The sequence below is a fragment of the Flavobacteriales bacterium genome, from assembly GCA_016779935.1.
Classification (GTDB): Bacteria; Bacteroidota; Bacteroidia; order Flavobacteriales; family UBA7312.
The window spans coordinates 143,193-166,713 of the sequence record JADHMQ010000002.1; the positions used below are offsets into that span (position 1 = coordinate 143,193).

22 protein-coding genes are annotated in these 23,521 nt (G+C 34.8%); 11 read left to right on the forward strand and 11 right to left on the reverse strand.

From position 1 onward, the window contains the following. The 3 genes from ftsA to ISP73_02510 are packed head-to-tail and all read left to right on the forward strand — an operon-like array spanning position 1 to position 3,379. Entirely contained in the window at positions 1–1,269 is a 1,269-nt protein-coding gene (gene ftsA / locus ISP73_02500) for a cell division protein FtsA (protein MBL6657456.1), read from the forward strand. A 32-nt stretch (positions 1,270–1,301) separates the two neighbouring features. Further along, positions 1,302–2,942: a cell division protein FtsZ gene (gene ftsZ / locus ISP73_02505; GenBank protein MBL6657457.1), complete on the forward strand. Its 1,641-nt coding sequence runs from the start codon at positions 1,302–1,304 to the stop codon at positions 2,940–2,942. Between the two features lie 2 nt (positions 2,943–2,944). After that, positions 2,945–3,379, forward strand: coding sequence for a GatB/YqeY domain-containing protein (locus tag ISP73_02510; protein ID MBL6657458.1), 435 nt, complete (start codon positions 2,945–2,947; stop codon positions 3,377–3,379). 56 nt (positions 3,380–3,435) lie between these two features. Here the strand turns inward: ISP73_02510 and ISP73_02515 are convergent, their stop codons facing one another. The 4 genes from ISP73_02515 to mutY form a co-directional block, all read right to left on the reverse strand. Further along, positions 3,436–3,987, reverse strand: coding sequence for a gliding motility lipoprotein GldD (locus ISP73_02515; protein MBL6657459.1), 552 nt, complete (start codon positions 3,985–3,987; stop codon positions 3,436–3,438). Then, positions 3,980–5,227 (reverse strand): gliding motility-associated protein GldE, encoded by a 1,248-nt coding sequence (gene gldE, locus ISP73_02520; GenBank protein MBL6657460.1) that lies wholly within the window; start codon positions 5,225–5,227, stop codon positions 3,980–3,982. The genes ISP73_02515 and gldE overlap by 8 nt, the downstream gene beginning before the upstream one ends. Positions 5,228–5,312: 85 nt before the next feature. Continuing rightward, positions 5,313–5,735 carry a single-stranded DNA-binding protein gene (gene ssb, locus ISP73_02525; GenBank protein ID MBL6657461.1) on the reverse strand — a complete coding sequence of 141 codons (423 nt, stop codon included), beginning with the start codon at positions 5,733–5,735 and terminating at the stop codon, positions 5,313–5,315. 57 nt (positions 5,736–5,792) lie between these two features. Beyond that, complete coding sequence (gene mutY / locus ISP73_02530; protein ID MBL6657462.1) at positions 5,793–6,827, reverse strand: A/G-specific adenine glycosylase; 1,035 nt, start codon at positions 6,825–6,827, stop codon at positions 5,793–5,795. Positions 6,828–6,941: 114 nt separating this feature from the next. Here mutY and ISP73_02535 point away from each other — a divergent pair, with 114 nt between their 5' ends. Further along, entirely contained in the window at positions 6,942–7,229 is a 288-nt protein-coding gene (locus tag ISP73_02535; GenBank protein ID MBL6657463.1) for an integration host factor subunit beta, read from the forward strand. Positions 7,230–7,443: 214 nt separating this feature from the next. Continuing rightward, positions 7,444–8,991 carry an Rne/Rng family ribonuclease gene (locus tag ISP73_02540; GenBank protein ID MBL6657464.1) on the forward strand — a complete coding sequence of 516 codons (1,548 nt, stop codon included), beginning with the start codon at positions 7,444–7,446 and terminating at the stop codon, positions 8,989–8,991. Here ISP73_02540 and ISP73_02545 read toward each other — a convergent pair. Next, positions 8,988–10,268, reverse strand: coding sequence for an MFS transporter (locus ISP73_02545; GenBank protein MBL6657465.1), 1,281 nt, complete (start codon positions 10,266–10,268; stop codon positions 8,988–8,990). The genes ISP73_02540 and ISP73_02545 overlap by 4 nt on opposite strands. 28 nt (positions 10,269–10,296) lie before the next feature. On the opposite strand from ISP73_02545, the gene ISP73_02550 reads away from it, so the two are divergent. From ISP73_02550 to fumC, 4 genes are all read left to right on the forward strand, one after another. Next, positions 10,297–10,761, forward strand: a complete 465-nt coding sequence (locus ISP73_02550; GenBank protein ID MBL6657466.1) for a RecX family transcriptional regulator — start codon at positions 10,297–10,299, stop codon at positions 10,759–10,761. A 19-nt stretch (positions 10,762–10,780) separates the two neighbouring features. Next, a complete protein-coding gene (gene prfB / locus ISP73_02555; protein MBL6657467.1) occupies positions 10,781–11,869 on the forward strand; it encodes a peptide chain release factor 2 in 1,089 nt (362 codons plus the stop codon). Between the two features lie 5 nt (positions 11,870–11,874). Then, positions 11,875–12,219, forward strand: a complete 345-nt coding sequence (gene arsC / locus ISP73_02560) for an arsenate reductase (glutaredoxin) (protein MBL6657468.1) — start codon at positions 11,875–11,877, stop codon at positions 12,217–12,219. 209 nt (positions 12,220–12,428) lie between these two features. Beyond that, complete coding sequence (gene fumC, locus ISP73_02565) at positions 12,429–13,826, forward strand: class II fumarate hydratase (protein ID MBL6657469.1); 1,398 nt, start codon at positions 12,429–12,431, stop codon at positions 13,824–13,826. Between the two features lies 1 nt (position 13,827). Here the strand turns inward: fumC and ISP73_02570 are convergent, their stop codons facing one another. From ISP73_02570 to ISP73_02585, 4 genes are read right to left on the reverse strand one after another with little or no spacing between them, the layout of a single operon-like run. Continuing rightward, entirely contained in the window at positions 13,828–14,916 is a 1,089-nt protein-coding gene (locus tag ISP73_02570) for a mannose-1-phosphate guanylyltransferase (protein ID MBL6657470.1), read from the reverse strand. 34 nt (positions 14,917–14,950) lie between these two features. Next, positions 14,951–15,526, reverse strand: a complete 576-nt coding sequence (locus ISP73_02575; protein MBL6657471.1) for a SprT-like domain-containing protein — start codon at positions 15,524–15,526, stop codon at positions 14,951–14,953. Continuing rightward, positions 15,526–17,619 (reverse strand): ferrous iron transport protein B, encoded by a 2,094-nt coding sequence (gene feoB / locus ISP73_02580; GenBank protein ID MBL6657472.1) that lies wholly within the window; start codon positions 17,617–17,619, stop codon positions 15,526–15,528. The genes ISP73_02575 and feoB overlap by 1 nt, the downstream gene beginning before the upstream one ends. Before the next feature lie 21 nt (positions 17,620–17,640). After that, positions 17,641–17,868 (reverse strand): ferrous iron transport protein A, encoded by a 228-nt coding sequence (locus tag ISP73_02585; protein MBL6657473.1) that lies wholly within the window; start codon positions 17,866–17,868, stop codon positions 17,641–17,643. 258 nt (positions 17,869–18,126) lie between these two features. Here ISP73_02585 and ISP73_02590 point away from each other — a divergent pair, with 258 nt between their 5' ends. Both ISP73_02590 and ISP73_02595 read left to right on the forward strand, forming a co-directional pair. Next, on the forward strand, positions 18,127–18,870 hold the full coding sequence (locus ISP73_02590) for an ABC transporter permease (GenBank protein ID MBL6657474.1): 744 nt from the start codon (positions 18,127–18,129) through the stop codon (positions 18,868–18,870). Next, positions 18,867–19,613 (forward strand): ATP-binding cassette domain-containing protein, encoded by a 747-nt coding sequence (locus ISP73_02595; protein MBL6657475.1) that lies wholly within the window; start codon positions 18,867–18,869, stop codon positions 19,611–19,613. Before ISP73_02590 ends, ISP73_02595 begins: the two co-directional genes overlap by 4 nt. A gap of 50 nt (positions 19,614–19,663) precedes the next feature. Here the strand turns inward: ISP73_02595 and ISP73_02600 are convergent, their stop codons facing one another. Together ISP73_02600 and ISP73_02605 are read right to left on the reverse strand one after the other, a co-directional pair. Beyond that, the gene (locus ISP73_02600) at positions 19,664–21,517 is read right to left on the reverse strand and encodes a T9SS type A sorting domain-containing protein (protein ID MBL6657476.1); all 1,854 of its coding nucleotides are present in this window, start codon (positions 21,515–21,517) and stop codon (positions 19,664–19,666) included. A 67-nt stretch (positions 21,518–21,584) separates the two neighbouring features. Beyond that, on the reverse strand, positions 21,585–23,483 hold the full coding sequence (locus ISP73_02605) for a T9SS type A sorting domain-containing protein (GenBank protein MBL6657477.1): 1,899 nt from the start codon (positions 23,481–23,483) through the stop codon (positions 21,585–21,587). Positions 23,484–23,521: the final 38 nt, after the last annotated feature.

Genomic DNA, 23,521 nt, shown 5'->3' on the forward strand with positions numbered 1-23,521 from the left:
ATGGATAGTCTCACAAAAATAGCCGTTGGTTTAGATATCGGTACAACTAAAATTACTGTTATTATTGGTCGAAAAAACGAACACGGTAAAATAGAAATTCTTGGTATGGGTAAGGCACCATCAACAGGTGTTATGCGTGGTATTGTGTCTAATATTGATAAAACCACTCAATCCATTCAAAAAGCCTTGGAAGAAGCCATTGATTCTTCAGGATTAGAACTTAAAAATGTGAATGTTGGTATTGCAGGTCAGCACATAAAAAGTTTACAACACAGAGGCCAACTCGTCAGAGAAAATCTAGAAACGGAGATTAATGATGCCGACATCAACAAGCTAATGCAAAACATGTACAAACTAGTGATGGTGCCAGGCGAAGAAATCATACACGTTATACCTCAAGAATATATTGTTGATAAGCAAGATAATTTCCCAGACCCAAGAGGAATGGTCGGCGTTCAGATAGAAGCTAACTTTCATATTATAACCGGTCAGACAGCCGCTATCTCTAATATTAAAAAGTGTGTAAATAATGCTGGTCTTGCCATGACTGACCTTACCCTTGAGCCTTTAGCATCTGCCACTTCTGTACTAGATGTTCAAGAATTAGAAGCTGGAGTTGCACTTGTAGATATCGGAGGAGGAACTACTGATGTTGCTATTTTTAAAGACGGAATAATACGACATACTGCAGTAATTCCCTTTGGAGGAAACATTATAACACAAGATATTAAAGAAGGCTGTTCCATATTAGAAAATCAAGCAGAACTCTTAAAAGTAAAATTTGGCTCTGCCCTTGCAAGTCAGAATAAAGAAAATGAGATTGTGTCAATTCCAGGATTAAGAGGAAGAGAACCAAAAGAAATCTCACTCAAAAACTTAGCCAATATTATTCAAGCTAGAGTAGAAGAAATCATTGAGTTAGTACACCATCAGATTAAAAACTCAGGTTATGAAAGAAAACTAATTACAGGAATTGTGCTTACAGGTGGTGGCAGCCAACTTAAACACATTGGACAATTAGTAGAATTCCACACCGGAATAGAATGTAGAATAGGCTATCCAAACGAGCATTTATCATCCAATTCACCGATAGATGTAAGTAGCCCAATGTATGCTACAGGTGTAGGGTTAGTAATGAAATTTTTAGAAGAAGATAATGGCGATGAGCTAAGTACAAACTCTAGTAAAACAACAAATAATGGAGGAATGGGCGACTTCTTTAAGAAGATGCTCGATAAAATTGATAATTTTTTAACAAACGACGAATAAACTAAACTATTAACAAATTAATAACTAAGACAATGACAAACGAAAGTGTATTAGCATTTGACTTACCAAAAAACCAATCATCGGTCATCAAAGTGATAGGTGTTGGCGGAGGTGGTAGCAATGCTGTGAACTACATGTATGAACATGGAATCGAAGGGGTTGACTTTGCTGTTTGCAATACAGACTTGCAAGCATTAGAAGCTAGTCCAATCACAACCAAAATTCAGATTGGTGCAGAAATAACCGAAGGGTTAGGAGCTGGAGCTAATCCTGAAATTGGTAGAAAAGCAGCAGAAGAAAGTATTGACCGTATTGAAGAACTACTCGAAAGCAATACAAAAATGCTTTTCATTACTGCTGGAATGGGTGGTGGTACCGGTACAGGTGCTGCCCCAGTAATTGCTCGTGTAGCAAGAGAAAAAGAAATCCTTACAGTAGCTGTAGTAACCGTTCCTTTTTGGACTGAAGGTGGCTACAGAAAACAGTATGCCGAGCAAGGACTTGAAGAATTAAGAGCAAACGTAGATACACTTTTAGTTATCAATAACGATAGACTAATTGAAGTATATGGAGATTTAACACTGAGTAGAGCCTTTGCTAAAGCTAACGAAGTGTTAAATACTGCTACAAAAGGAATTGCTGAAGTTATTTCACAAACATTAATGGTTAACATTGACCTTAATGATGCCAAGCGAGTATTAAAAGACAGCGGTAGTGCCGTAATGGGACAAGCGTATGCATCAGGTGAAAACCGTGCTATTGAATCTATTGAAGCGGCACTAGATTCACCACTTTTGCACGATAACAATATTAAAGGAGCACAGCAAGTACTTCTTAAGATTGTAACCGGCCCAGGTGAAAAAGAAATTAGAATGACCGAATTATTCAACATTAAAAAACATATTCAAGATGTCGCTGGTTCAGATGTAAATATCATTGAAGGGATTGGCGTAGAAGAAGGAATGGATGATGAAATTAGTGTAACTGTTATCGCAACAGGCTTTAAAGTCAATAAAAACTTAGGTCCTGCCAAACCACAAACGCCAAAAGTTTATGACCTAGAAAATGATGAAACAGAAGCCGATGTTATAATAGATGAAGATGTTAACGATTCTACAACAGAACTTGATGCTGACGAAACGCCACAAGGGACATTAAACTTTGAGTTAGACGCTGAAGCACCTACGATTAATTTCTCATTAGAAGAGGAGCCTTCAGAAGAAAGTCCAATAGATTTCCCAATTCAAACTGAAAACACTCAGCCACAAAAAGAAATCATTTCAGAAGTAGTAGAAGAAGATAATATCGACGAAAATGAAGTAATAGTTCATACTCTAGAAATGGAGGAAGAGGCTGAAGAAGTAATCACAGAATTAAAAGATGAAGTTGAGAAAGATGAGTTTACTCAAATTAATCATGGTATTTCAGCCGAGCAAATGGCACTAAGAAGTCGTCAGAGAATGGACAGACTTAGAGAAATAACCATGAAGCTTCGCACCCCATCAGGACTTACAGACTTAGAGAGTGAGCCAGCATATAAGCGACGTGAAGTAGAGCTTGATGATGTTACACACTCATCAGAATCTGAAGCGCCAAACTATGTTCTTGGAGAAGACGACGATAAAAATATTGGAATAAAGCCCAATAATTTCTTACACGATAACGTTGACTAATCATGGATATTAATAAACACATTAAAGAAGCCATGTTGGCTAAAGATTCGGTAAGGCTTTCATCATTGCGAGCAATTAAATCTGCTTTTTTAATGGCACAAACTGAAAAGGGTGCAGGAGAACTAGATGATGCTGCCAAGCAAAAAATCATACAAAAACAAGTTAAGCAAAGAAAAGATGCAGCAGCTATATATCTTGAGCAAAACCGTCAGGATTTAGCAGATGATGAATTAGCTCAAGTATCAATCTTAGAAGAGTTTTTGCCAGAAAAGCTAAGTGAGGATGAAATCCGTGAAACGGTATCTTCAGTAGTCAACCAAATGGGGGCTACAAGCATGGCAGATATGGGTAAAGTAATGGGCGCTGCTAATAAGCAATTAGCTGGAAGAGCAGATGGCAAACTCATTGCTCAAATTGTAAAATCAATATTGTCGTAGTTAATAAAGTTTAGTTCAGTTGAAGAAAAGTCCTTGCCGTTTGGTAAGGGCTTTTTTTATTCCCATTTCCAGCTTTCAATGATTTTGTAAATATCATCTTTAATGAAATTACTGATAGGAATAATAGAATCATTTACAGCCGTATTGAAATACAATGCCCCTCTAACAAAATGCTTTGTGCTATCAGTTAAAAAGAACTGTAATGGAGTGGCCGTATTACCTTGAAAAGTATATACCATTCCATAGACCCCAAGAGAATCATTCAGGAATTGTTGTTCGCTGATGGCTTCAGCCTTTTGTGCGTGCTTATAAGCCAATTCCCTACTGTCTTCAGTAAAATTATACAAGTTATTATTCAAAGGCTTGTAGCTCATATGAAGAGTTCCGTTTAGAGATGTAAACTCTAAATCAAACCAAAACTTATTTTCATCATGAAAATTTAGAGCAGTATACGATGGTTGTTGAAAGCTAAATGGACAATGATTCTGTACTAAAAAGGTAGACTTTTGAGGGAAATCAATTCTAGGGTAGCCACTTGGTTTTGGAGTATAACTATCGTTACAGGCGAAAACAGTCAAGGCAAGACATATCAGTAAAAACCTATTCATCAATAGTGATTTTAATACGTTTAACTCTTGTTCTATCAACAGATTCAACCGTAAAGGTGTATTGCTTAAATACAAGTCGTTCTTCATGCTTAGGGATGTCGCCCTTCATTTCAAGAATTAAGCCAGCAAGAGTGTCTGATTCACCTTTTATATCATCAAAAAAATCAATTTCCCCATCAATTGTTTTAAGCACATCGTTTAAAGATGTTTTACCTTCAAAAATAAAATTAGCATTATCTAATTTAGAAAATTGTATTCCATCGTCATCAAATTCATCATTAATATCACCTACAATTTCTTCGATAATATCTTCAAGAGTAACAATTCCCGAAGTCCCACCATATTCATCAACCACTACAGCAAGATGAGTCTTTTTTTCTTGGAATTCTTTCATTAAGTCATCAATCATCTTTCCTTCCGGAACAAAGAAAGGAGTTCTAATAAGTTTAACCCAATCGAAGGCGTCCTTTTCCAGGAAGGGCAGTAAATCTTTGATGTATAGAATACCCAAAATGGTGTCAAAATTTTCTTTAAAAACAGGAATTCTTGAATATCCACAAGAGATAACCGTTTTTCTAACCTCATTGAAGTCGGTATTCTGTTCAATAGCTGTAACATCAACTCTTGACTTCATAATTTCTTTTACCTGAATATTGCCGAACTCCACAATACTTCTAAGAATTCGTTTTTCTTCTTCTTTGGTGTCGTTTTCTCCTGCTAAATCAAGAGCAGAAGATAAATCATCTACTGAAATTTTATAACCTTTCGATCTAAATCTTTTTTCAATAATCGAGGTTGAAGAAACTAGTAATTGACTTAAGGGTTTGAAAAAATTTGAAAGAATACTAAGAGGTGTGCTCATCATTTTAGCAAAGGCTAATGTATTTTGGTTAGCATAAACTTTTGGGATTACCTCGCCTAAGAGTAATAAAGCAAATGTTACTACTACTACTTGAATAATAAAGCTCAAAATTGGAAAATTGGTAAAATCAAATAATCGATTAGTTATGAATGTAGATAGCATAACTATAGCAACATTTATAAAATTATTTGAGATTAAAATTGTTGCCAATAAGTGATTAGGCTTCTGCATGAGTTTTTTAATCTGGCTAATAGAATCTATATCCTTGGTATCAAGCTTTGATGAATCTAACGAGAAAAAAGCTACTTCAGAACCTGAAATTAAAGCCGAAAAAATTAGCAAAAGTAATATGCTGAACACAGCAAATACTAAGCTCATGTCAAAGCTTTGGTTAGCAATAGTTAATAAAAAGGTGATGATCTGTTCAGGGTCTTCGTCCAAAAGTTATCTTTTAAGTTAAAATTTAGAATGGTAAATCGTCGTCAGGTGCATCTTGAACGGGAGGAGTTGCACTACTGTAGGCATCAACAATACTTTCAGAGTTGTCAGATTTTTTACCAAGCATTTCTAAGTTGTCACACATTATTTCAGTTGTATACCTTGTCACGCCATCTTTATCTTCCCAGGATCGGGTTCTCAGTTTGCCTTCTATGTATACACTATTTCCTTTTTTGAGGTAAGGCTCCACTACTTTTGCAGCTAATCCGCCTCTAGCTACAATGGTATGCCATTCAGTTTGTGTCACTTTTTCGTTAGTGTCTTTTTTAGTATAAGTTTCGGAAGTTGCTATTGGGAAACGGGCTAAAGAGCCGCCGTTTTCAAAATGCCTTACTTCAGGGTCTTTTCCTAGATTTCCAACTAGAATTACTTTGTTTACGCTAGCCATTTTTTATGATTTAAGGGTTTCACATTCATATCCAAATATAATTAAAAAATAAATGAGTTAATTTATTAAGTTAAGGTATTTTTCAACTAGCCTCGGAATGGCAAGCATATTCAAATCCGCAATTTTAATAGTTTTAAATGAATGATTTTGAAGTTGATTATTACAATTTATTTCCCAAAAACGAGCATGTATTACCCTATGACTTAAAATGTGTTTTATTTCTTTAACAGAGGCAACTTCAATGCTAGAATTTTTAGTCCATTTCTGAAATGTGTCATTTTTCAAAATGCGTTTCTCTATTTTTTTCTCAGTATTTACAATTAACGGAAATTCAAATAAATTCATCCATAGGCCTTTTTCAATACGTTTATTTACCAATGTGTTATCGTTAAACTTGAAGAAGAAGTAGTCAAAATATAGCGTTTTCGACTCACTCTTCTTTATCTTTACAGGAAAGGATTCAATAGAATTAGTATTAAAGGCAATACATTCATCACTTAATGGGCATTGCTCGCAATTTGGATTTTTAGGTCTACACATCAAAGCACCAAACTCCATAATAGCTTGGTTATGTATGTCTGGACGCTTAACATCTAAAAGCGTGTTAGCTAGTTTTGTGAAATGGTTTTTTCCTCCAGAACTATTTATCGCTAAATCTATTCCGTAAAACCTTGAAAGTAATCTGAATACATTTCCGTCAACAACTGCGTGAGGCAGTTTGTAAGCAAATGAAGAAATAGCAGCAGCAGTATATTCACCAACACCTTTGAGGCTCAAAATATCTTTGTAATTTTTTGGAAAAGCACCCATAAGAACGATTTGTTTTGCAGCAAAGTGTAGATTTCTTGCTCTGGAATAATACCCCAGTCCTTGCCAAAGTTTAAGTACCTCTTCTTCATCAGCATTAGCCAGATGTTCTACACTTGGAAAATGACCTATAAACTTTTCGTAATACGGTAAACCTTGTTTTACTTGAGTTTGTTGTAAGATGATTTCTGATAGCCAAATATTGTAGGGGTTTGTCGTGTTTCGCCAAGGCAAGTCTCTTTTAAATTCTAAGTACCAGCTTATAATTTGAGGTGAAAATTGCATTAAGTCGTTGAGTATAAGGTGTTAAAAGTACTGCTAAGTATCAAAATTTAAATAAAAAGTGAGTATATTTGCAGCAAATTTAAAACATTTAAGCATCTTTTTAAGATTGAGGTTATGACAAAGTTAGAAATTGTAAACTCCATTTCAGACAAAATTGGTGTAGAAAGAGTTGATGTTCAGGCGGTTATAGAAGCATTTATGCATGAAGTCAAAGGCTCTCTTTCCAATGGTGAAGATGTGTTTTTGAGAGGTTTTGGATCATTTATTGTGAAGAAAAGAGCGGAAAAAACAGGAAGAGATATTTCGAAAAACACAACAATTATCATTCCTGCCCATAATATTCCAGCATTTAAGCCCTCAAAAGAATTTGTTAATAAAGTAAAGACTAACGTTCAACTTTAAATTTTTCTGAACGTAAAAGGAATTAAAAAAACATAAAAAAACATTTGGTTATGCCGAACGGAAAAAAAAGAAAAAGACATAAGATGGCTACTCATAAACGTAAAAAGCGTTTAAGAAAGAATAGACACAAGAAAAAGTAGAATATCTCTACTAGTATCAATCTAGGGATACATCCTATCTTGTGTAGGAATGTATTCCTGTATGCCACTTTATTTTGAAATATGAATTGCTAGTAGATTCTAGACCTAACGAGGTTGTTATTGCTTTACTTCGTGATAAGCAATTACTAGAACTACACAAAGAACCAGTAGGAACAAAATTCTCAGTTGGTGATATTTTTTTAGCAAAAGTCAAAAAGATTATTACCGGTTTAAATGCCACTTTCGTTGACGTAGGTTACGAAAAGGATGGCTTTTTACACTACCTTGACCTAGGAGTTAAGTTCAAAACTTTCCAAAAATTTACTGAAAAAAACATCGGAGGAAAGCTAAATACAGCTTCTCTCAGAAACTTCAAGCATGAGCCTGAGATAGACAAGACTGGCTCAATTAACGATGTTTTAAAATCAGGAAATCATATCCTTGTACAAGTTGCTAAGGAGCCAATATCAACAAAAGGTCCACGACTTACTACCGAGATAACCATAGCCGGTCGCTACATGGTGTTAGTCCCCTTTTCAAACAAGGTTTCTATTTCACAAAAAATAGAATCAAACGAAGAAAAGAAAAGATTAAAAAAATTAGTCCAAAGTATAAAGCCTGCTGGTTTCGGAGTAATTATTAGAACTGTAGCTGAAGGCAAAATGGTTGCTGAACTTGATTCAGATTTAAAGTTTCTGTATAAGAAGTGGCAACAAATGTCCAAACATATAAAGAAGGTTAATCCGCCAGCTAAAGTATTAGGTGAATTAGGCAGAACAGCCTCTTTATTACGTGATGTCTTAAATGATGACTTTCTTTCTATATTAGTGAATGACGAAAAACTTCACTCAGAAATTAAAGACTATATCACTACAATTTCTCCAGATCAGGCGAAAATTGTCAGATTATACAAAGGCAATGTGCCATTATTTCAAAAATTCCAGATCGAACGTCAAATTAAATCATCCTTTGGAAAAACTGTAACCATGCGCAAGAGTACCTACCTTGTAATTGAGCATACAGAAGCTATGCATGTTATAGATGTAAACAGTGGTAAACGTGTAAACTCAAAGCAAGACCAAGAAGCAAATGCTTTAGAAGTAAATCTAATTGCTGCAGAGGAAGTTGCAAGGCAACTGCGTTTACGTGATATGGGTGGTATCATAGTGGTTGATTTTATTGACATGTACAATAGTGAAAACAGAAAAAAACTATTCGAATCATTAGTTGGTTTTATGGAAGATGATAAGGCAAAACATCACATTCTTCCACCTTCAAGATTTGGCTTAGTAGAAATTACTAGGCAAAGAGTAAGACCAGTTTTAGATATTGAAACTAAAGAAGGCTGTCCATCTTGTAAAGGTACTGGCAAAATCGAAGCAAGTATTTTGCTCATTGACGAAATTGGTCAGAAACTAGCCAAAGCTGTTGATAAAAGTGACGATGTTATTCTTAAAACGCACCCATTTGTTGCCAGTTACATTAATAAAGGATGGTTCAAAAATCAACGCCGAACATGGGCTAGTGACTACGGTTGTAAGCTTAGAGTTGAAGAAGATACTAGATATCACTTATTACAATACCGTTTCTTTAACAAAGATAGAAAAGTAATAAACGTTTAGGGGGAAACAGTTTCCAACCCTTTCAATTTATCGCGATTTTTTACAAGCGGAATAAGTGCAATAACTAGAAAGGCTGCACCAACCAAGTACCCATACCTAATATTTTCTGAGGATGCAAAGAATGGCATTGAGAAAAGTATTATCATAATTGTTCTGATAATAATACTGATAGAATTAAATACGCTACCACTCCTACCAATGATATCGTTTGACACCTTTTCAAAAATATAGGTGATTCTTAGTATTCGTGTACCTGCATTACACAATCCAATCAGTAAACTCATTGCAAATAATATGGCTACACTTTTAGTGAATGTTAATAGTATGCACGAGATAATAGTTAATACCATTAAAATGATGATACTAGTGACGATATCAGTTCTTTTGGTAATTGCACGTATTCCAAAACCTGCAAATAATGCACCAATAGAGTAGTATACCTCAGAAGAGGCAAAGACATCAGCACTCTCTTTAAGGTAATGACTTACATAAGCTGGGACTAGCACAAATATCTCTACAATTAAAAAGGTAAAAATGGCATATGAACAAACTCCAAAAACAAATAATAAAGGATTTTCTTTAAGGAATTTAAACCCTTTGTAAAGGCGAGTGAACATACTTCCTGTGTCAATTTCTTTTTTAACTAAGGGAACGTGTTTAATAAATAAAATAATTATGAATGCACACATGTATGTAAGAGCATCCATCAAGAAAATTTCATGAATTTCCCAAGCTACAAAACTAAATGGTAAGGGGATGTTCAAGCCTAAAAGATTCAATGTGCCATCAGTAGTCCCCGTCAATAATATAGCAGCAAAACCACCCGCCAATATGCTTGTTGACTGGCCTTGTATTTCAATGTAGGCATTAAGTTTAGCGTAATTTTTAGGCTCAGTTATTTCTTGACCAAAAGCGTATAAATTCGGATAGTGAATATTATAATGTAGCATAGTAGTGCCAAAGACAGCAAGGGCTAGAAACCATGGGGTAGAGCCATTAATTATTCCGTAGGATGCAATAGTTCCTATGATAATTGCACAAAATAGGTTAGAAAAAAGGAATAGTTTTTTCCTAGAGTATTTGTCTATTAAGGTGCCAGAATATAGTCCCCAGAATAAACTAAAAAAGGTAAGTAGAGCATAACCCTTTGCATAGGTGCCACTCATCCCTAAAATATCTGCAAAATACCAAGGAATGGCAATCATACTAATTCCTTGAGCGAAGCCAGAGATGATGTTTGCAAGAAATAATAAGCCTATTGCTTTTTTATTTTTCATTGGGTACAAAAATACTACCTTTGAAAGGATGGGGGATAAAATATATGATATAAAAGTTGCCAAAGAAAAAATCCAACATTATTGTGCGGTTATGGATCGCTGTCAATTTCAAGTCATAACAAAACTCAAAAGCTATGGATTAAGCCCATCATTATCAGAAGACATTTTGGTTGAGCTCATTCAAAATAAATTTGTCGATGAAGAGCGATTTGCAAGAGCGTTTTGTAGTGGTAAGTTCAAAATTAAAAAATGGGGAAGACGAAAAATAGCATTTGAACTTTCTAAATTAAAAGTTCCTAAAAGTTGTATTTCAATAGGGATGCAAGAAATAGACGAAGATGATTATCTAGAAACCATAACGCAATTAGTGGACAAAAAATACGCTATGTTAAAGGATAAAAACCCCTTTGTAAGAAAGAAAAAAGTAGTTGACTATATCCTTAGAAAAGGCTTTGAGTCTGAACTTATTTGGGAATGTGTGCGCAAACTTTAAAACATTAAATTTGTAGTCAATGGTTGGTGAAGAACAAATCGAAAATATAAAAACTAGAATCTCTGAATTAGAAGGGTTTTTGTCTATTTCAGATAAAAAGAGTTTTGTTGAGGAGCAGGAGTTACAGGCCCAAGCTCCAGATTTTTGGGATGACCCTAAAAAGGCTGAACAACATTTAAAAAACATTAATAAGCAAAAAGTATGGGTCACCGCTTTTAATGAACTACAAAAAAGCTTTGATGACTTATCAGTTTTATTTGAGTTTTTTGCTGAAGGTGATGTCGAAGAATCAGAATTGAATCAGCAATACGAACTGTGTTTACAAAAGCTTTCCGATTTAGAATTTAAAAATATGCTTAGTAAGGAGGAGGATAATCTTCCTGCTATAATGACAATAAACCCTGGTGCTGGAGGTACAGAAAGTCAAGATTGGGCAGAGATGCTAATGCGTATGTATATCATGTGGGGCGAAAAAAACAAATTCAAAGTCAAAGAGCTCGATTTTCAGTCTGGAGATGCTGCTGGAATAAAATCCGTTACCTTACAATTTGAAGGCGACTTTGCTTTTGGAAACCTCAAAGGAGAAAACGGTGTGCATAGGTTAGTACGTATTTCCCCTTTTGATTCAAATGCAAAACGACACACTTCTTTTTCATCTGTATTTGTATATCCACTTGCCGATGATTCTATAAAGATTGAAATAAACCCATCAGAAATAAGCTGGGATACTTTCAGAGCCGGCGGTGCTGGTGGTCAAGGAGTTAATAAAATTGAGACTGCAGTTAGATTAAAGCATGCACCAACTGGAATAATTATTGAAAATTCAGAAACACGTTCTCAATTAGAAAACAAAGACAAAGCCCTACAGCTTTTGAAATCTCAATTATACGAGATAGAACTCAGAAAAAGACAAGCAGAAAAAGATAAAATTGAGGGCTCAAAGAAAAAAATAGAATGGGGTTCGCAGATTAGAAATTATGTTTTACATCCTTATAAAATGGTAAAGGATTTAAGGACCGAGCACGAAACCTCAAACACTCAGGCAGTCCTTGATGGTGAAATCAACGATTTTATAAAAGCTTATTTAATGGAATTTGGACAAAATTAAATATTATGGAAGTTACAATTTATCATAACCCTAGATGTAGTAAAAGCAGACAGGCATTATCTTTATTAGAAAGCAAAGGCTGTAAGACTACGGTGGTAGAATACTTAAAAAAACCATTGACAGTTGAACAATTATCGCGGATAATCAATGATTTAAATATTAAACCTATTGACTTAGTTCGTAAAAATGAATCTGTTTGGAAAGAAAATTATAAAGGAAAAGAGCTGAGTGATGGTGAGCTGATTGATGCAATGATTAGTAACCCTAAACTCATTGAGCGACCAATAGTTCTTAGCAGTAAGGGAGCGGTAGTTGGAAGACCACTAGAAAATATATTGAATGTATTGTAAGACTATTCTAGTTCTTCAACCAAGTCTTTATTTTTATAAGACTCGATAAACCAAGCGCCAATCCAGTAAGGCAAAAAGCCAATAATGAAAGTAAGTAACCAGAACGCCATAATTGCGATAACTAAAAAGAGTAGAAAACCAATAAACATATCTTATATTTTGAATTAACTTTGTGCAAAAGTAAGCGTTAATTATCTAATAAAAAAATCATGAGCTATAGAATTGAAAAAGATACAATGGGAGAAGTAAAAGTACCTACAGACAAGTATTGGGGTGCTCAAACTGAACGTTCAAGAAACAATTTCAAAATAGGTCATTCCTCCAGTATGCCATTAGAAATTATCTATGGTTTTGCTTACTTAAAAAAAGCTGCAGCACATGCTAACTGTGAATTAGGTGTGCTTTCTACTGAAAAAAGAGATTTGATTTCTCAAGTTTGTGATGAAATTCTCGATGGTCAGCTAGATGATCAATTTCCATTAGTGATTTGGCAAACAGGTTCTGGTACACAGTCAAATATGAATACCAATGAGGTTATAGCCAACAGAGGTCACTTTATTAATGGAGGTAGTCTTTCCGACACAGATAAATTTATTCATCCAAATGATGATGTAAACAAATCACAGTCTTCCAATGATACTTTTCCAACAGGAATGCATATTGCAGCATACAAAATGATTGTGGAAACCACTATTCCAGCAGTCGAGTTATTACGAAACACATTGGCTATGAAGTCTAAAGACTTTATGAAAGTGGTCAAAATTGGAAGAACACACTTGATGGATGCTACCCCATTAACACTTGGGCAAGAGTTTTCTGGCTATGTGTCTCAGCTAGATCATGGTTTGAAAGCACTAAATAATACGTTAAGTCACCTTTCTGAATTAGCACTAGGTGGAACCGCTGTAGGAACGGGGATTAATACCCCTGATGGATATGCAGAATTAGTAGCACAAAAGATTGCTGAGTTTACTGGCTTTCCTTTTGTTAGTGCCGAAAACAAGTTTGAAGCTTTAGCCGCTCATGATGCCATTGTGGAGTCACATGGGGCATTAAAGCAATTGGCTATTTCTTTAAATAAAATTGCAAATGACATTAGATTGCTAGCTTCAGGACCTAGAAGTGGCATTGGAGAAATTACTATACCATCAAACGAGCCAGGCTCATCAATAATGCCTGGAAAAGTTAACCCAACTCAATGTGAAGCATTAACTATGGTTTGTGCCCAGGTAATGGGAAATGATGTGGCAATTGGAGTAGGTGGTTTGCAAGGACATTATGAGCTTAATGTGTTTAAACCAATGATGGCAGCAAACATTTTACAGTCTGCACGATTAATTGCGGATGCTTGTGTATCTTTTAATAATAACTGTGCCGTAGGTATTGAGCCAAATCATCAGAATTTGAAGAAAAACTTAGATAATTCATTGATGCTAGTGACGGCTCTGAATACTAAAATCGGTTATGAAAAAGCAGCTAAAATTGCCAAAACTGCTCATAAAAATGGCACTACTTTAAAAGAAGAGTCTGTAAACTTAGGCTACCTCACTGCTGAAGAATTTGATGAATGGGTTAAACCTGAAGATATGTGTGGAAGTTTGAAATAAATCAGACGTAATCCTCTCCTTTATTTCGTTTTACATCACTAACAAACTGCTTGATTTGTTGCTCGTTTTCTTTCTTACAGATTAATAGGGTGTTGTCATTGTCAATTACAATATAGTCTTCTAATCCTTCAACCACTACTACTTTGTTGTTCGGAGCATAAATGATGTTATTCTTGGAGTCATAAAGCATAACACCATTACCAATAATACCGTTATTATTTTCATCTAAATCTAGATGATTGTGTAATGACCCCCAAGTTCCTAAATCGCTCCATCCAAAATCAGAAGGATACACACACACATTATCGGCCTTTTCCATTAGTCCATAATCAATAGAAATACTCTTACAACCCGGGAAAACTCTATTTATGAATTCTTCCTCTTGGTCAGTGTTGAAGTAGTCAATCCCATCATGGAAAGTGTCGTATAAATCCCTTAAGTGTTTTCTTAGACCAAGCGTAATAGACTTAGCGCTCCAAATAAAAATACCAGAATTCCACAAGAAATCGCCACTTTCAAGAAATTGATTGGCAAGCTCAAGGGTAGGTTTTTCAGTAAATGTTTTTACCGAATGTATATGTTGGCTAAACTCTGATTTTTCCTCATTAAACTGAATATATCCATAGCCTGTATCAGGTCTTGAAGGTTTAATCCCTAGAGTTAATAAATAGCTGTTTTTTGAACAAACTTCAAAGCACTCATTCACGATTCTTGTAAATTCATTCTCATTAGTAATGAGGTGGTCAGAAGGGGCGACAATTATATTTGCTTCAGGGTTTATGTTGTGGATTTTAAAAGAAGCATATGCGATGCAAGGTGCCGTATTTCTCATGGCAGGTTCACATAAAATATTACTCTCTTTTATATCCTTTAATTGTTCAACACAGAGGTCTTTATAATTTACATTTGTAACGACCAGTATATTTTCTGTAGGACAAAAGTTATTTAATCTTCTAAAGGTTTGTTGAATTAGGGTTTCTCCTGTTCCGAGTATATCTAAAAATTGCTTAGGAAATGTACTTCTACTCATAGGCCAAAATCGAGAGCCTATACCGCCAGCCATTATTACAGCAAAATTATTAGTATTCATATGCTTCTGAAGTTTGAGTTGTAAAAGTACGAAATCAAATTTTAACCTCTGCTAATGGGTTAAATAGGTACCTTTTGTTATTAGAAAGGGATTTGCACTGATACCGTTTTTTTATTTTTTTTTCTTTTATATATTTCTTTCCATTTGAGGTTTCAAAAACACTTCCATCGGCTATATCAGAAATAGTTAGAATAGGTTTTTCATCAAATTGCCTCAAGGCTTTTACAAGCTCATAATCTGAACTTGTGGATGCTTTTGGATTTTTTAAATGAGCAGCAAGCCGTTTTTGTATTACTTCTGGAAAAATAGGTAAGAAGGGAATCATAAGCTTCTGAAAGGTCATTTTCCATTCTTTACCATGAGGAAGAACTCTAGGTGAATACTCTTCTTTTACCAACATATGAGCAATCTCATGAGTTAAGGTAATGAGAAAAGAATAGGAGTTTAGGTCATTATTAATTGAAATATGGTGTTGACCTTTGTAAAAACGATAATCACCTAATTTAGTAGCTCTCGATTTTTTGATTGATAATTGGCAATTATAATCTGTTAACCACTTTTTTATAGTATCAACAGATTCTTCAGGAAGAAATGAGTCTAGCTTTTGCATTAACTCAATATTTGGTAAGCTGCAAAGCTAGCTAGATATGCTAAGAGACTCATGTATACAAATTGTATTATGGGCCATTTCCAGCTATTTGTTTCTCTAAAAACAATAGCTAATGTGCTCATGCACTGCATTGCAAAGGCATAAAAGAGCATAAGTGATAGTGCTACTGCCGGCGTAAAGAATGCTTCTCCAGTTTTTGGGTTCTTATGGGACATTAATTTTTCCCTTATAGATTTGGTGTTATCGGCATCGCCAACACTATAAATAGTTGACATTGTTCCGACAAAAACTTCTCTAGCAGCAAAAGAAGTAATGAGTGAAATTCCAATTCTCCAATCAAAACCAAGAGGTCTAATTACCGGCTCAATACTTTTTCCAATTATACCTGCGTATGAAGCTTCTAATTTTTCACTAGCTATTTCTACTTCAGCATTTTCAGAATATTGGTATTTCTCTTCTATTTTCTGGAATTTATCTGAAGGACCATAGGAGGAAAGCCCCCAAAGAACGATAGATATAGCGACAATAATTTTTCCAGCATCAATCAAAAATACTTTTACCTTTTCAAATATTGTTAAGCCAACAGTTTTCCAGTCAGGGACTTTGTAAGTTGGCATTTCCATTACAAAATAGCCTCTTTCTTTGGACTCTAAAATATACTTCATCATCCAAGCTATAGAAATTGCCGATACAAAGCCTATTAGGTAGAAGCCCATCATAGTAAGTCCTTGAAGGTTAAAGATCAACCATTTTTGCTCGGCAGGAATCATCATGGAAATGAGCAAGGTGTAAACAGGCAGTCTTGCAGCACAGCTCATAAGAGGAACGACCATAATTGTAATTATTCTTTCCTTCCAGTTAGGAATAGTACGTGCCGACATTACGGCAGGAATAGCACATGCAGCACCGCTTAGTAATGGTATAATAGAACGCCCACTAAGTCCAAAGCCTCTAAGTAATTTGTCGGTTATGAAGCTTACTCTTGACATATAGCCAGTATCTTCAAGTATGGCAATAAATGCAAAAAGAAAGGCGATTTGAGGAACAAAAATTACGATACCTCCAAGTCCAGCAATAATACCATCAACAATTAAACTATTGAGGGCTCCATCTGGCAATGAGTTTGCAACAAATTGTGAGAGTTGAGCAAACGCATTATCAATAAGTTCCATGGGGTATTCTGACCAAGAGAATACCGCCTGAAAAATGAGAAATAAAACAGCTAGGAAAATCCCAAAGCCTAAAATTGGATGAGTAAGTATATTATCTAACTTCTGAGTGAGGCTATTGTTTTTGCTAAACTCAGGATATTTTATACATAACTCAATAAGTTTATCAATGGCTTTATACCGTCTTACCGTTTCCGTGGCTTGTGACCTTTTCGGATTGAATTTTAACTCTTTAGAAAGTTCTTCAAAGTGTGTTTTTTCTTTTTCAGAAATGCCAGTAATGGTTTTATAATTACATGCGATTTGAAAAGCGTTGTAATCACTTTTGAGAGTTAACTTGTTTTGAATCTTACCAATGAGTTCGGGTGCTAGGTTTTTAATATCAACAAAGCTTTTGGGTGTTTCAAAATCGTTTATGACTTTGATGATTGCCTGCTTTAGGTTACCTATACCGATCTTTTTTCTTGCATTAATTGGGACTACAGGAATTCCAAGTTGCTCACTAAGTAAACTTATATCAATTTCGACACCATCGGCAATAGTTAAATCCATCATGCTAAGAGCCAAAATGCAAGGCGTATTAAGGTCAATAACTTGAGTGGCTAAACACAAAGAACGTTTAAGGTTTGATGCGTCAGCAATGATGATATTTACATCAGGATGGTGTTCGTTCTTAGAGTCACAAAGAATCTGAAATGATACACTTTCATCAACAGATTTTGGGTAAAGACTATACGTTCCTGGCAGGTCAATAAATTCAGTATCGACTTTATTTTTACTTGCTAATTGTGAAATTTGACAGGCACCGACTTTTTTGTCAACTGTTATACCTGGAAAGTTTGCCACTTTTTGATTTAAACCAGTGAGGGCATTAAATAAGGTTGTTTTTCCGCTATTCGGATTTCCAACTAAGGCTACTTTAATTTTTTGAGAAAGCGTCAACGATTATTTGATTTCGTTTACAAATATGGTTTCAGCTTCTGATTTTCTCATACTCAACAAATATCCTGAAATGGAAACAGCTATGGGATCACCTAATGGAGCTTTACGCTCAATGCAAATTCGTTCACCTGGAAGGCATCCCATTTCCATGAGTTTTAGTGCCAACTCCTTATCAGAAAAAGAATCTATGACAGCTTTTTCTCCAGGTTCTAAATTACTTAGGTTTTTCATGCCGCTAAGTTACTTATTTAGAATTAATCTAAAGGAAAATTAAGTATGTTTTTCTACCTCTTCTACTGTATTCGAAAAGCTTGGGCAGTCGCAGTCTTCTTTTAAAATTCCGCAGGAAGATAAGCTGAGCAGAAAACAAGAAAAAAACAGAAAGAAAAATATTTTTTTTGCTTTATTCATAGTTGAATATAATACTATTTTCAAAAATACTATATGGTTTTAAGATTGAGGCAATAAATATTATTATTTTTGAAGAATATGATACATGGTCTTAAAATGTTTGGTAAGTACCTTTCCTTATTGGGGAATGTGTTTAGTAGACCTGAAAATAGAAAGGTATATTTAAGTAGGATTTTAGATGAAATGGTAAAGTTGGGGGTAAATTCTCTTACCATTGTAGCTATCATTTCCTTGTTTATGGGTGCTGTTGTTACCATTCAAACAGGTTTACAATTAAGCAATCCTTTCATTCCAAAATATTTAATTGGATTTGCCACACGAGAGTCTTTGGTTCTTGAATTTTCACCTACCATGATAGCCTTAATTTTAGCTGGTAAAGTAGGCTCAAGTATTGCTTCTGAAATAGGTACGATGAGGGTTTCTGAGCAAATAGATGCTCTAGAGATTATGGGAATCAATTCTTCTGCTTTCATCATACAACCCAAAATCATTGCTTCAGTTTTATTTTTCCCCATTTTAGTAATTATCAGTATGGCAATTGGAATGTTTGGCGGCTTTTTAGCTGCAACATTAGGTGGAATTATTAGTAAAGCAGAATTTTTACAGGGTTTACTCTATTGGTTTCAGCCATTCTACATTTTTTATGCATTAGTGAAAACCGTATTTTTTGCCTTTGCAATATCATCCATATCCTCTTTCTTTGGATATTATACCGACGGCGGAGCTATTGCTGTTGGTAAGTCAAGCACAAAAGCAGTAGTATTCAGTTGTATTGTGATTTTGATTATCAATTTTGTAATCACTCAACTTATGCTAGCATGATAAAAGTTGAAAAAATAAACAAGTCCTTTGGCGACAAACACGTTTTACAAGACGTTTCTTTTTCATTTGAAGCGGGTAAAACTAATTTGGTTATTGGTGCTAGCGGCTCTGGAAAAACTACATTGATTAAGTGTATGGTAGGGCTACATACCCCTGATTCTGGTAATATTATTTTTGACGGTGCTTCATTTGAAGAGTTAGATAAAAAAGACAAGAGAGAGCTTAGACAACAAATTGGCATGCTGTTTCAAGGCGGAGCTTTATTTGATTATCTAACTGTTGAGCAAAATATTGCATTTCCTCTAAATATGTTTACTGGCATGAGCGAGGAGGAGAAGAGAGATAGAGTAAATTTTTGTTTAAACAGAGTAAACCTTAATAATGTAAACAATCTTTTTCCAGCAGAGTTAAGTGGGGGAATGATTAAACGTGTGGCTATTGCTCGGGCAATTTCTATGAATCCTAAGTATTTATTTTGCGATGAGCCTAATTCAGGATTAGACCCTCAAACATCTATCATAATTGATAATCTTATTCATGAAATCACACAAGAATATAATATTACTACTGTGGTAAATACTCACGATATGAATTCAGTTGTTGAAATAGGCGATAATATTGCCTTTATCAATAAGGGGAAATTAGCTTGGCATGGCGATAAAGACTCAATCATTACTTCAGATAGTCCTGAGTTGAATGATTTTGTTTTTGCTTCTCAACTTTTCAAAAAATTAAAGCAATAAAAAAAGAGAGACTGTAAAGCCTCTCTTCTTAAATATTACATCTTTTAGTATTATTTGATAATAATTTTTCCTGTATTTGAGATGGAATTGTTTTCCAATAAGTCAACGATATATACGCCTTTTTTCAAGTGTTGAAGATTTAAATCTATACTTCCAGAAGAATTAGAATTTATATAATCTTGATGCACTATTTGCCCAAGAACATTTTTGATAACTACATCTAGATTATTTGCCGGTTGATTCTTTAAAGAAATATTAAACATACCATTATTAGGATTCGGATATATTGAAAACTCAAACTTATCTTCTTCCTCTATTCCAATAGGCCCTGCTACATTTGGATCTAAATTCATTCTAACCATTGGTATTGATAGATAAATACCATCACTTGGAGGTGTACTACCAGTTCCCGAATATCCATTATAAATTCTCCAGCCATAACTTCCGTTTATTGAGCTTGAAGCACCAATTCGAGTAGTGTCTGAGAGCGTACCATCACCTCCAACTGTTACTAGGTATTCATTTCCAGCATCAAGAGAAACTGGATTGGCAAACTTTACACTTTGCCAACTATCTAACGAGGGGATGCTTAGTCTATTTGATTCTGCAATAAAGTTAGCTGTTCCATTATCTACTAAGTAAACTTTGGCTTGAATTTTACCATTAGGGTCGCTATTCTGTGAAATAAAAACATCAACCGCATAGAGTGTTGTGTTTTCTTTGATACTAAAAGTATTTCCATGTTCGATAGTGGGTTGACCACCAGTAGCAGAGACAAGACTGAAAATTATACTTTCTTCATCAATATCTCTAGCGAAAATATAATCTGTAATTTTAAAATCTAAGGTTTGAGCATCTGTTGTCGTACTATCAGATTCTGAGGTAAAACTAATTTGATAATCACCTATAGATGTTGCATTAAAGTAGTTGTTTCCAAAAAATGTATCTCTTTCTAGAGAAGAAAGGTTTTTTGCCCAACTTTGCGTTTCGAATTGTTCTGATAAAATCTCAACTTTAAGTCTAGTTGAATCTTGTTGGTTATTACCTATATTTCTAATAATCTGTCTAAAGTAAAAACCATTACCTTGTTGTGACAAAGGTATTTGTGAGTATGTTGAAGCGTAAGTGTTACCTTCAATATATTGATTTATTGTCTGTAATGATAATTCATTATCTTTTAATTCACCAACAACAATATTGTCTATGGCAAATCCAGTCGCCCATTTGTTATCATCTGACCAAACAAAACGAATCGATACAGAATCGGTATTATTTAAAGCAGATAGACTAAAAATACCTTCTTGCCATGCGTCTCCATCCGGCAAGTTTCCAGAGATGTTTGTCCAACTTCCTGAACCTATTTTATACTCAACGTAAGCATCTCCACCACCATAATTTTTATCGTGATAATAATCAAATATTAGAAAGACATCATTCTGATTCGTGAAGTCTAAAAGAGGCAATTCCAATACTTCGAAACTCAAATCACAATTATTGTTTGCATTAGGCGTAGTGCCATTTGGTTTACAAGCATCATCATTTGTCATTGCAAATTGCGTATGTCCAGTAACTGGCCAATAGCCACCAACGTTTGCATCATCACTGTCACCGGTATAAAATCCGCTGACTTGTTGATTTGTTGAATTAACATTTACGTTATAGCCTGTTTCCAGTGATGATGTCGTAATATTCGACGGCAAGGCAGGTGAGCTAACAGATTCAAAGTCTTCGCAATACAGGTAAGTTGTATCTGAACAATCAATTTCTGATTGACTTATTGATTTAGCAATTTTAATAATATGTTTGTTTAAATCATTTTTGGTTTCTTGATTAAACCGAAGTTGATTTTGAGCAACTAATAAGTAGCTAGAAAAGACAAATAATAATAGTAGTGTTTTTTTCATGAGATTTAAGATTAAAAAAAAAGACCTGACTATTTTCATCAGTCAGGTCTTTTAGAATTAAAATGATTTATTTGATGACGATTTTATGGCTGTTACTTTTTCCATTTTTACCCTCGAGGTTTACAAAATAGAGTCCCTTTTCGTAGTTACTTAAGTTAATTTCTTTATTAAGTGAACTCACTTCTGAAAGTTGCTCTTTGTAAATAGACTGCCCAAGGATATTGGTAATGTTTAAGTTGATATCAGTAGATTGTTCTGTTTGTATACTGATATTGAAAATTCCAGAGTTAGGATTTGGAAATACATTAATGTTTGCAAATCTATCTTTTTCATTGATACCAACACCGCCTATTCCGGTTGCATTAGCGTCAAAATTTAAACGAATACAAGGTGCAGTTGTGGTGTATAACCACGTTCCTGGGTCGATTCCTTCTTGTACACCATCAATATCTTGAATAAGAGATTCACTATTAACGTAGTTTACACCAGAAGTGCTAATCCATAAAGTGTCATTATTTGCTGAAGCTGCTTCAGAATAAATGGCAGGAAGGATTACTTGCCCTGCACTTAACTCAATAGGTGGATTCATCATAATATTAACCCAACTTCCTGTTTGATTCCCAAGATCAAAAACTTCTGTCTCAGAAAGATAATTTATAGATCCAGAGCTAACATCAATAGTATTAATTAGAACTTTAGCTTTTGCATTGGCACCAGTTCTACTGTCTAGTTGAATTCTTATAGCGTATAAAGTAGCGTTTGCATAGATATCAAATACATTACCAAATTGATGTGTCCCTTCATCATTTAATGGATAGCTTCCTAAACCTGTCGCATTATCGGCATTGTCTCTAGCGTAAATGTTCTCAGAAATAGTAAAGCTTCTCTTCAAAGTGTCTGTGCTAGTATTGTTAGCATCGTCTTTAGCAAAAATATTTGAGGTATAATCTCCAGTTGCGGGAGGAGTAAAACCATTAGCAGTAACTAGTGTATCTCGACCACTTGAAAGAATGTTAGCACCATAACTTTGACCATTATATGAACTATTACCCTCTACAGTTGCAATAATTCTCGCACTATCAAGAGTGTTGTAACCTGTATTGTCAATATACCCTAGGAAGAAAACACCAGTAGCATCAGATTGTACTTTAGGCATAATTCTATAGCCTGTTCCTCCTAAATAATTACTAGGGGTTCTATGGAATGCATTAACTAATGCTGCTGAAAAGGGTTTGGTTTTAATGATTTTAACATCATCTATTTGCCAGAAATAGTGAGAAGCTGTTTGGGCACCATCTGCCCAGTCAAAGCGAATTCGTACACTATCTTTAAGTGCAGCAATGTCTGTAATAATTATTTCTTTTTTAACTGTTCCAGATAGAACGTTTACACTTTCTTCGTTGATGGTAAAACTGGTAGAACTCCATCCATCAGCTGTACCTATATATACTTTTAGTTTATGGTTTGAATTACAGCAGTATCTGTACGCATGCTCGAAGGATAAAGTAACATTAGAATCGTTAGACAAATCGATGTAAGGAGATATTAGTTGACCCTGCCTTTCTTGATGACCTGATGAAGGACCAGGGTTAGATTTATCAGCATCAAAAATCATCCAGCCATTTTCTTTTGTTTCGGAATCAATGGTGAAAGGTTCAGAAGCTGCATAGGTTCCGTTTGACCCATCCGTATCGTGTTCCCAAACAGATCCATCGGGCCCAGCTACCGTCCAAGCCTGATTAGTAGAGGTGTTATTACCAGTTAAACCATTAGCAAAATCATCTGACCAAATAATATCATCGGCAGCATTTGATGAATAGGAAATACTACTCTCATCTACATTTATCGATGATTTTTTTTGATGTATTTGATTAGGTTCTGGTTGAAATTTCGCAGGAGCGTAATTGAATTGGGAAAATACTTGGTAGGATAAAAATATACCCAACAATGTAAGAGCGTGTCTCATGGTTTTAAGTTTTAAGAATTGATATGCGAAGTTAAACA

Bases quoted from the DNA above. Each gene is read 5' to 3' on its own strand.
- ftsA (MBL6657456.1), top strand. From the start codon at position 1: ATGGATAGTCTCACAAAAATAGCCGTTGGTTTAGATATCGGTACAACT.
- ftsZ (MBL6657457.1), top strand. From the start codon at position 1,302: ATGACAAACGAAAGTGTATTAGCATTTGACTTACCAAAAAACCAATCA.
- ISP73_02510 (MBL6657458.1), top strand. From the start codon at position 2,945: ATGGATATTAATAAACACATTAAAGAAGCCATGTTGGCTAAAGATTCG.
- ISP73_02515 (MBL6657459.1), bottom strand. From the start codon at position 3,987: ATGAATAGGTTTTTACTGATATGTCTTGCCTTGACTGTTTTCGCCTGT.
- gldE (MBL6657460.1), bottom strand. From the start codon at position 5,227: ATGAGCTTAGTATTTGCTGTGTTCAGCATATTACTTTTGCTAATTTTT.
- ssb (MBL6657461.1), bottom strand. From the start codon at position 5,735: ATGGCTAGCGTAAACAAAGTAATTCTAGTTGGAAATCTAGGAAAAGAC.
- mutY (MBL6657462.1), bottom strand. From the start codon at position 6,827: ATGCAATTTTCACCTCAAATTATAAGCTGGTACTTAGAATTTAAAAGA.
- ISP73_02535 (MBL6657463.1), top strand. From the start codon at position 6,942: ATGACAAAGTTAGAAATTGTAAACTCCATTTCAGACAAAATTGGTGTA.
- ISP73_02545 (MBL6657465.1), bottom strand. From the start codon at position 10,268: ATGAAAAATAAAAAAGCAATAGGCTTATTATTTCTTGCAAACATCATC.
- ISP73_02550 (MBL6657466.1), top strand. From the start codon at position 10,297: ATGGGGGATAAAATATATGATATAAAAGTTGCCAAAGAAAAAATCCAA.
- prfB (MBL6657467.1), top strand. From the start codon at position 10,781: ATGGTTGGTGAAGAACAAATCGAAAATATAAAAACTAGAATCTCTGAA.
- arsC (MBL6657468.1), top strand. From the start codon at position 11,875: ATGGAAGTTACAATTTATCATAACCCTAGATGTAGTAAAAGCAGACAG.
- fumC (MBL6657469.1), top strand. From the start codon at position 12,429: ATGAGCTATAGAATTGAAAAAGATACAATGGGAGAAGTAAAAGTACCT.
- ISP73_02570 (MBL6657470.1), bottom strand. From the start codon at position 14,916: ATGAATACTAATAATTTTGCTGTAATAATGGCTGGCGGTATAGGCTCT.
- ISP73_02575 (MBL6657471.1), bottom strand. From the start codon at position 15,526: ATGCAAAAGCTAGACTCATTTCTTCCTGAAGAATCTGTTGATACTATA.
- ISP73_02585 (MBL6657473.1), bottom strand. From the start codon at position 17,868: ATGAAAAACCTAAGTAATTTAGAACCTGGAGAAAAAGCTGTCATAGAT.
- ISP73_02590 (MBL6657474.1), top strand. From the start codon at position 18,127: ATGATACATGGTCTTAAAATGTTTGGTAAGTACCTTTCCTTATTGGGG.
- ISP73_02595 (MBL6657475.1), top strand. From the start codon at position 18,867: ATGATAAAAGTTGAAAAAATAAACAAGTCCTTTGGCGACAAACACGTT.
- ISP73_02600 (MBL6657476.1), bottom strand. From the start codon at position 21,517: ATGAAAAAAACACTACTATTATTATTTGTCTTTTCTAGCTACTTATTA.
- ISP73_02605 (MBL6657477.1), bottom strand. From the start codon at position 23,483: ATGAGACACGCTCTTACATTGTTGGGTATATTTTTATCCTACCAAGTA.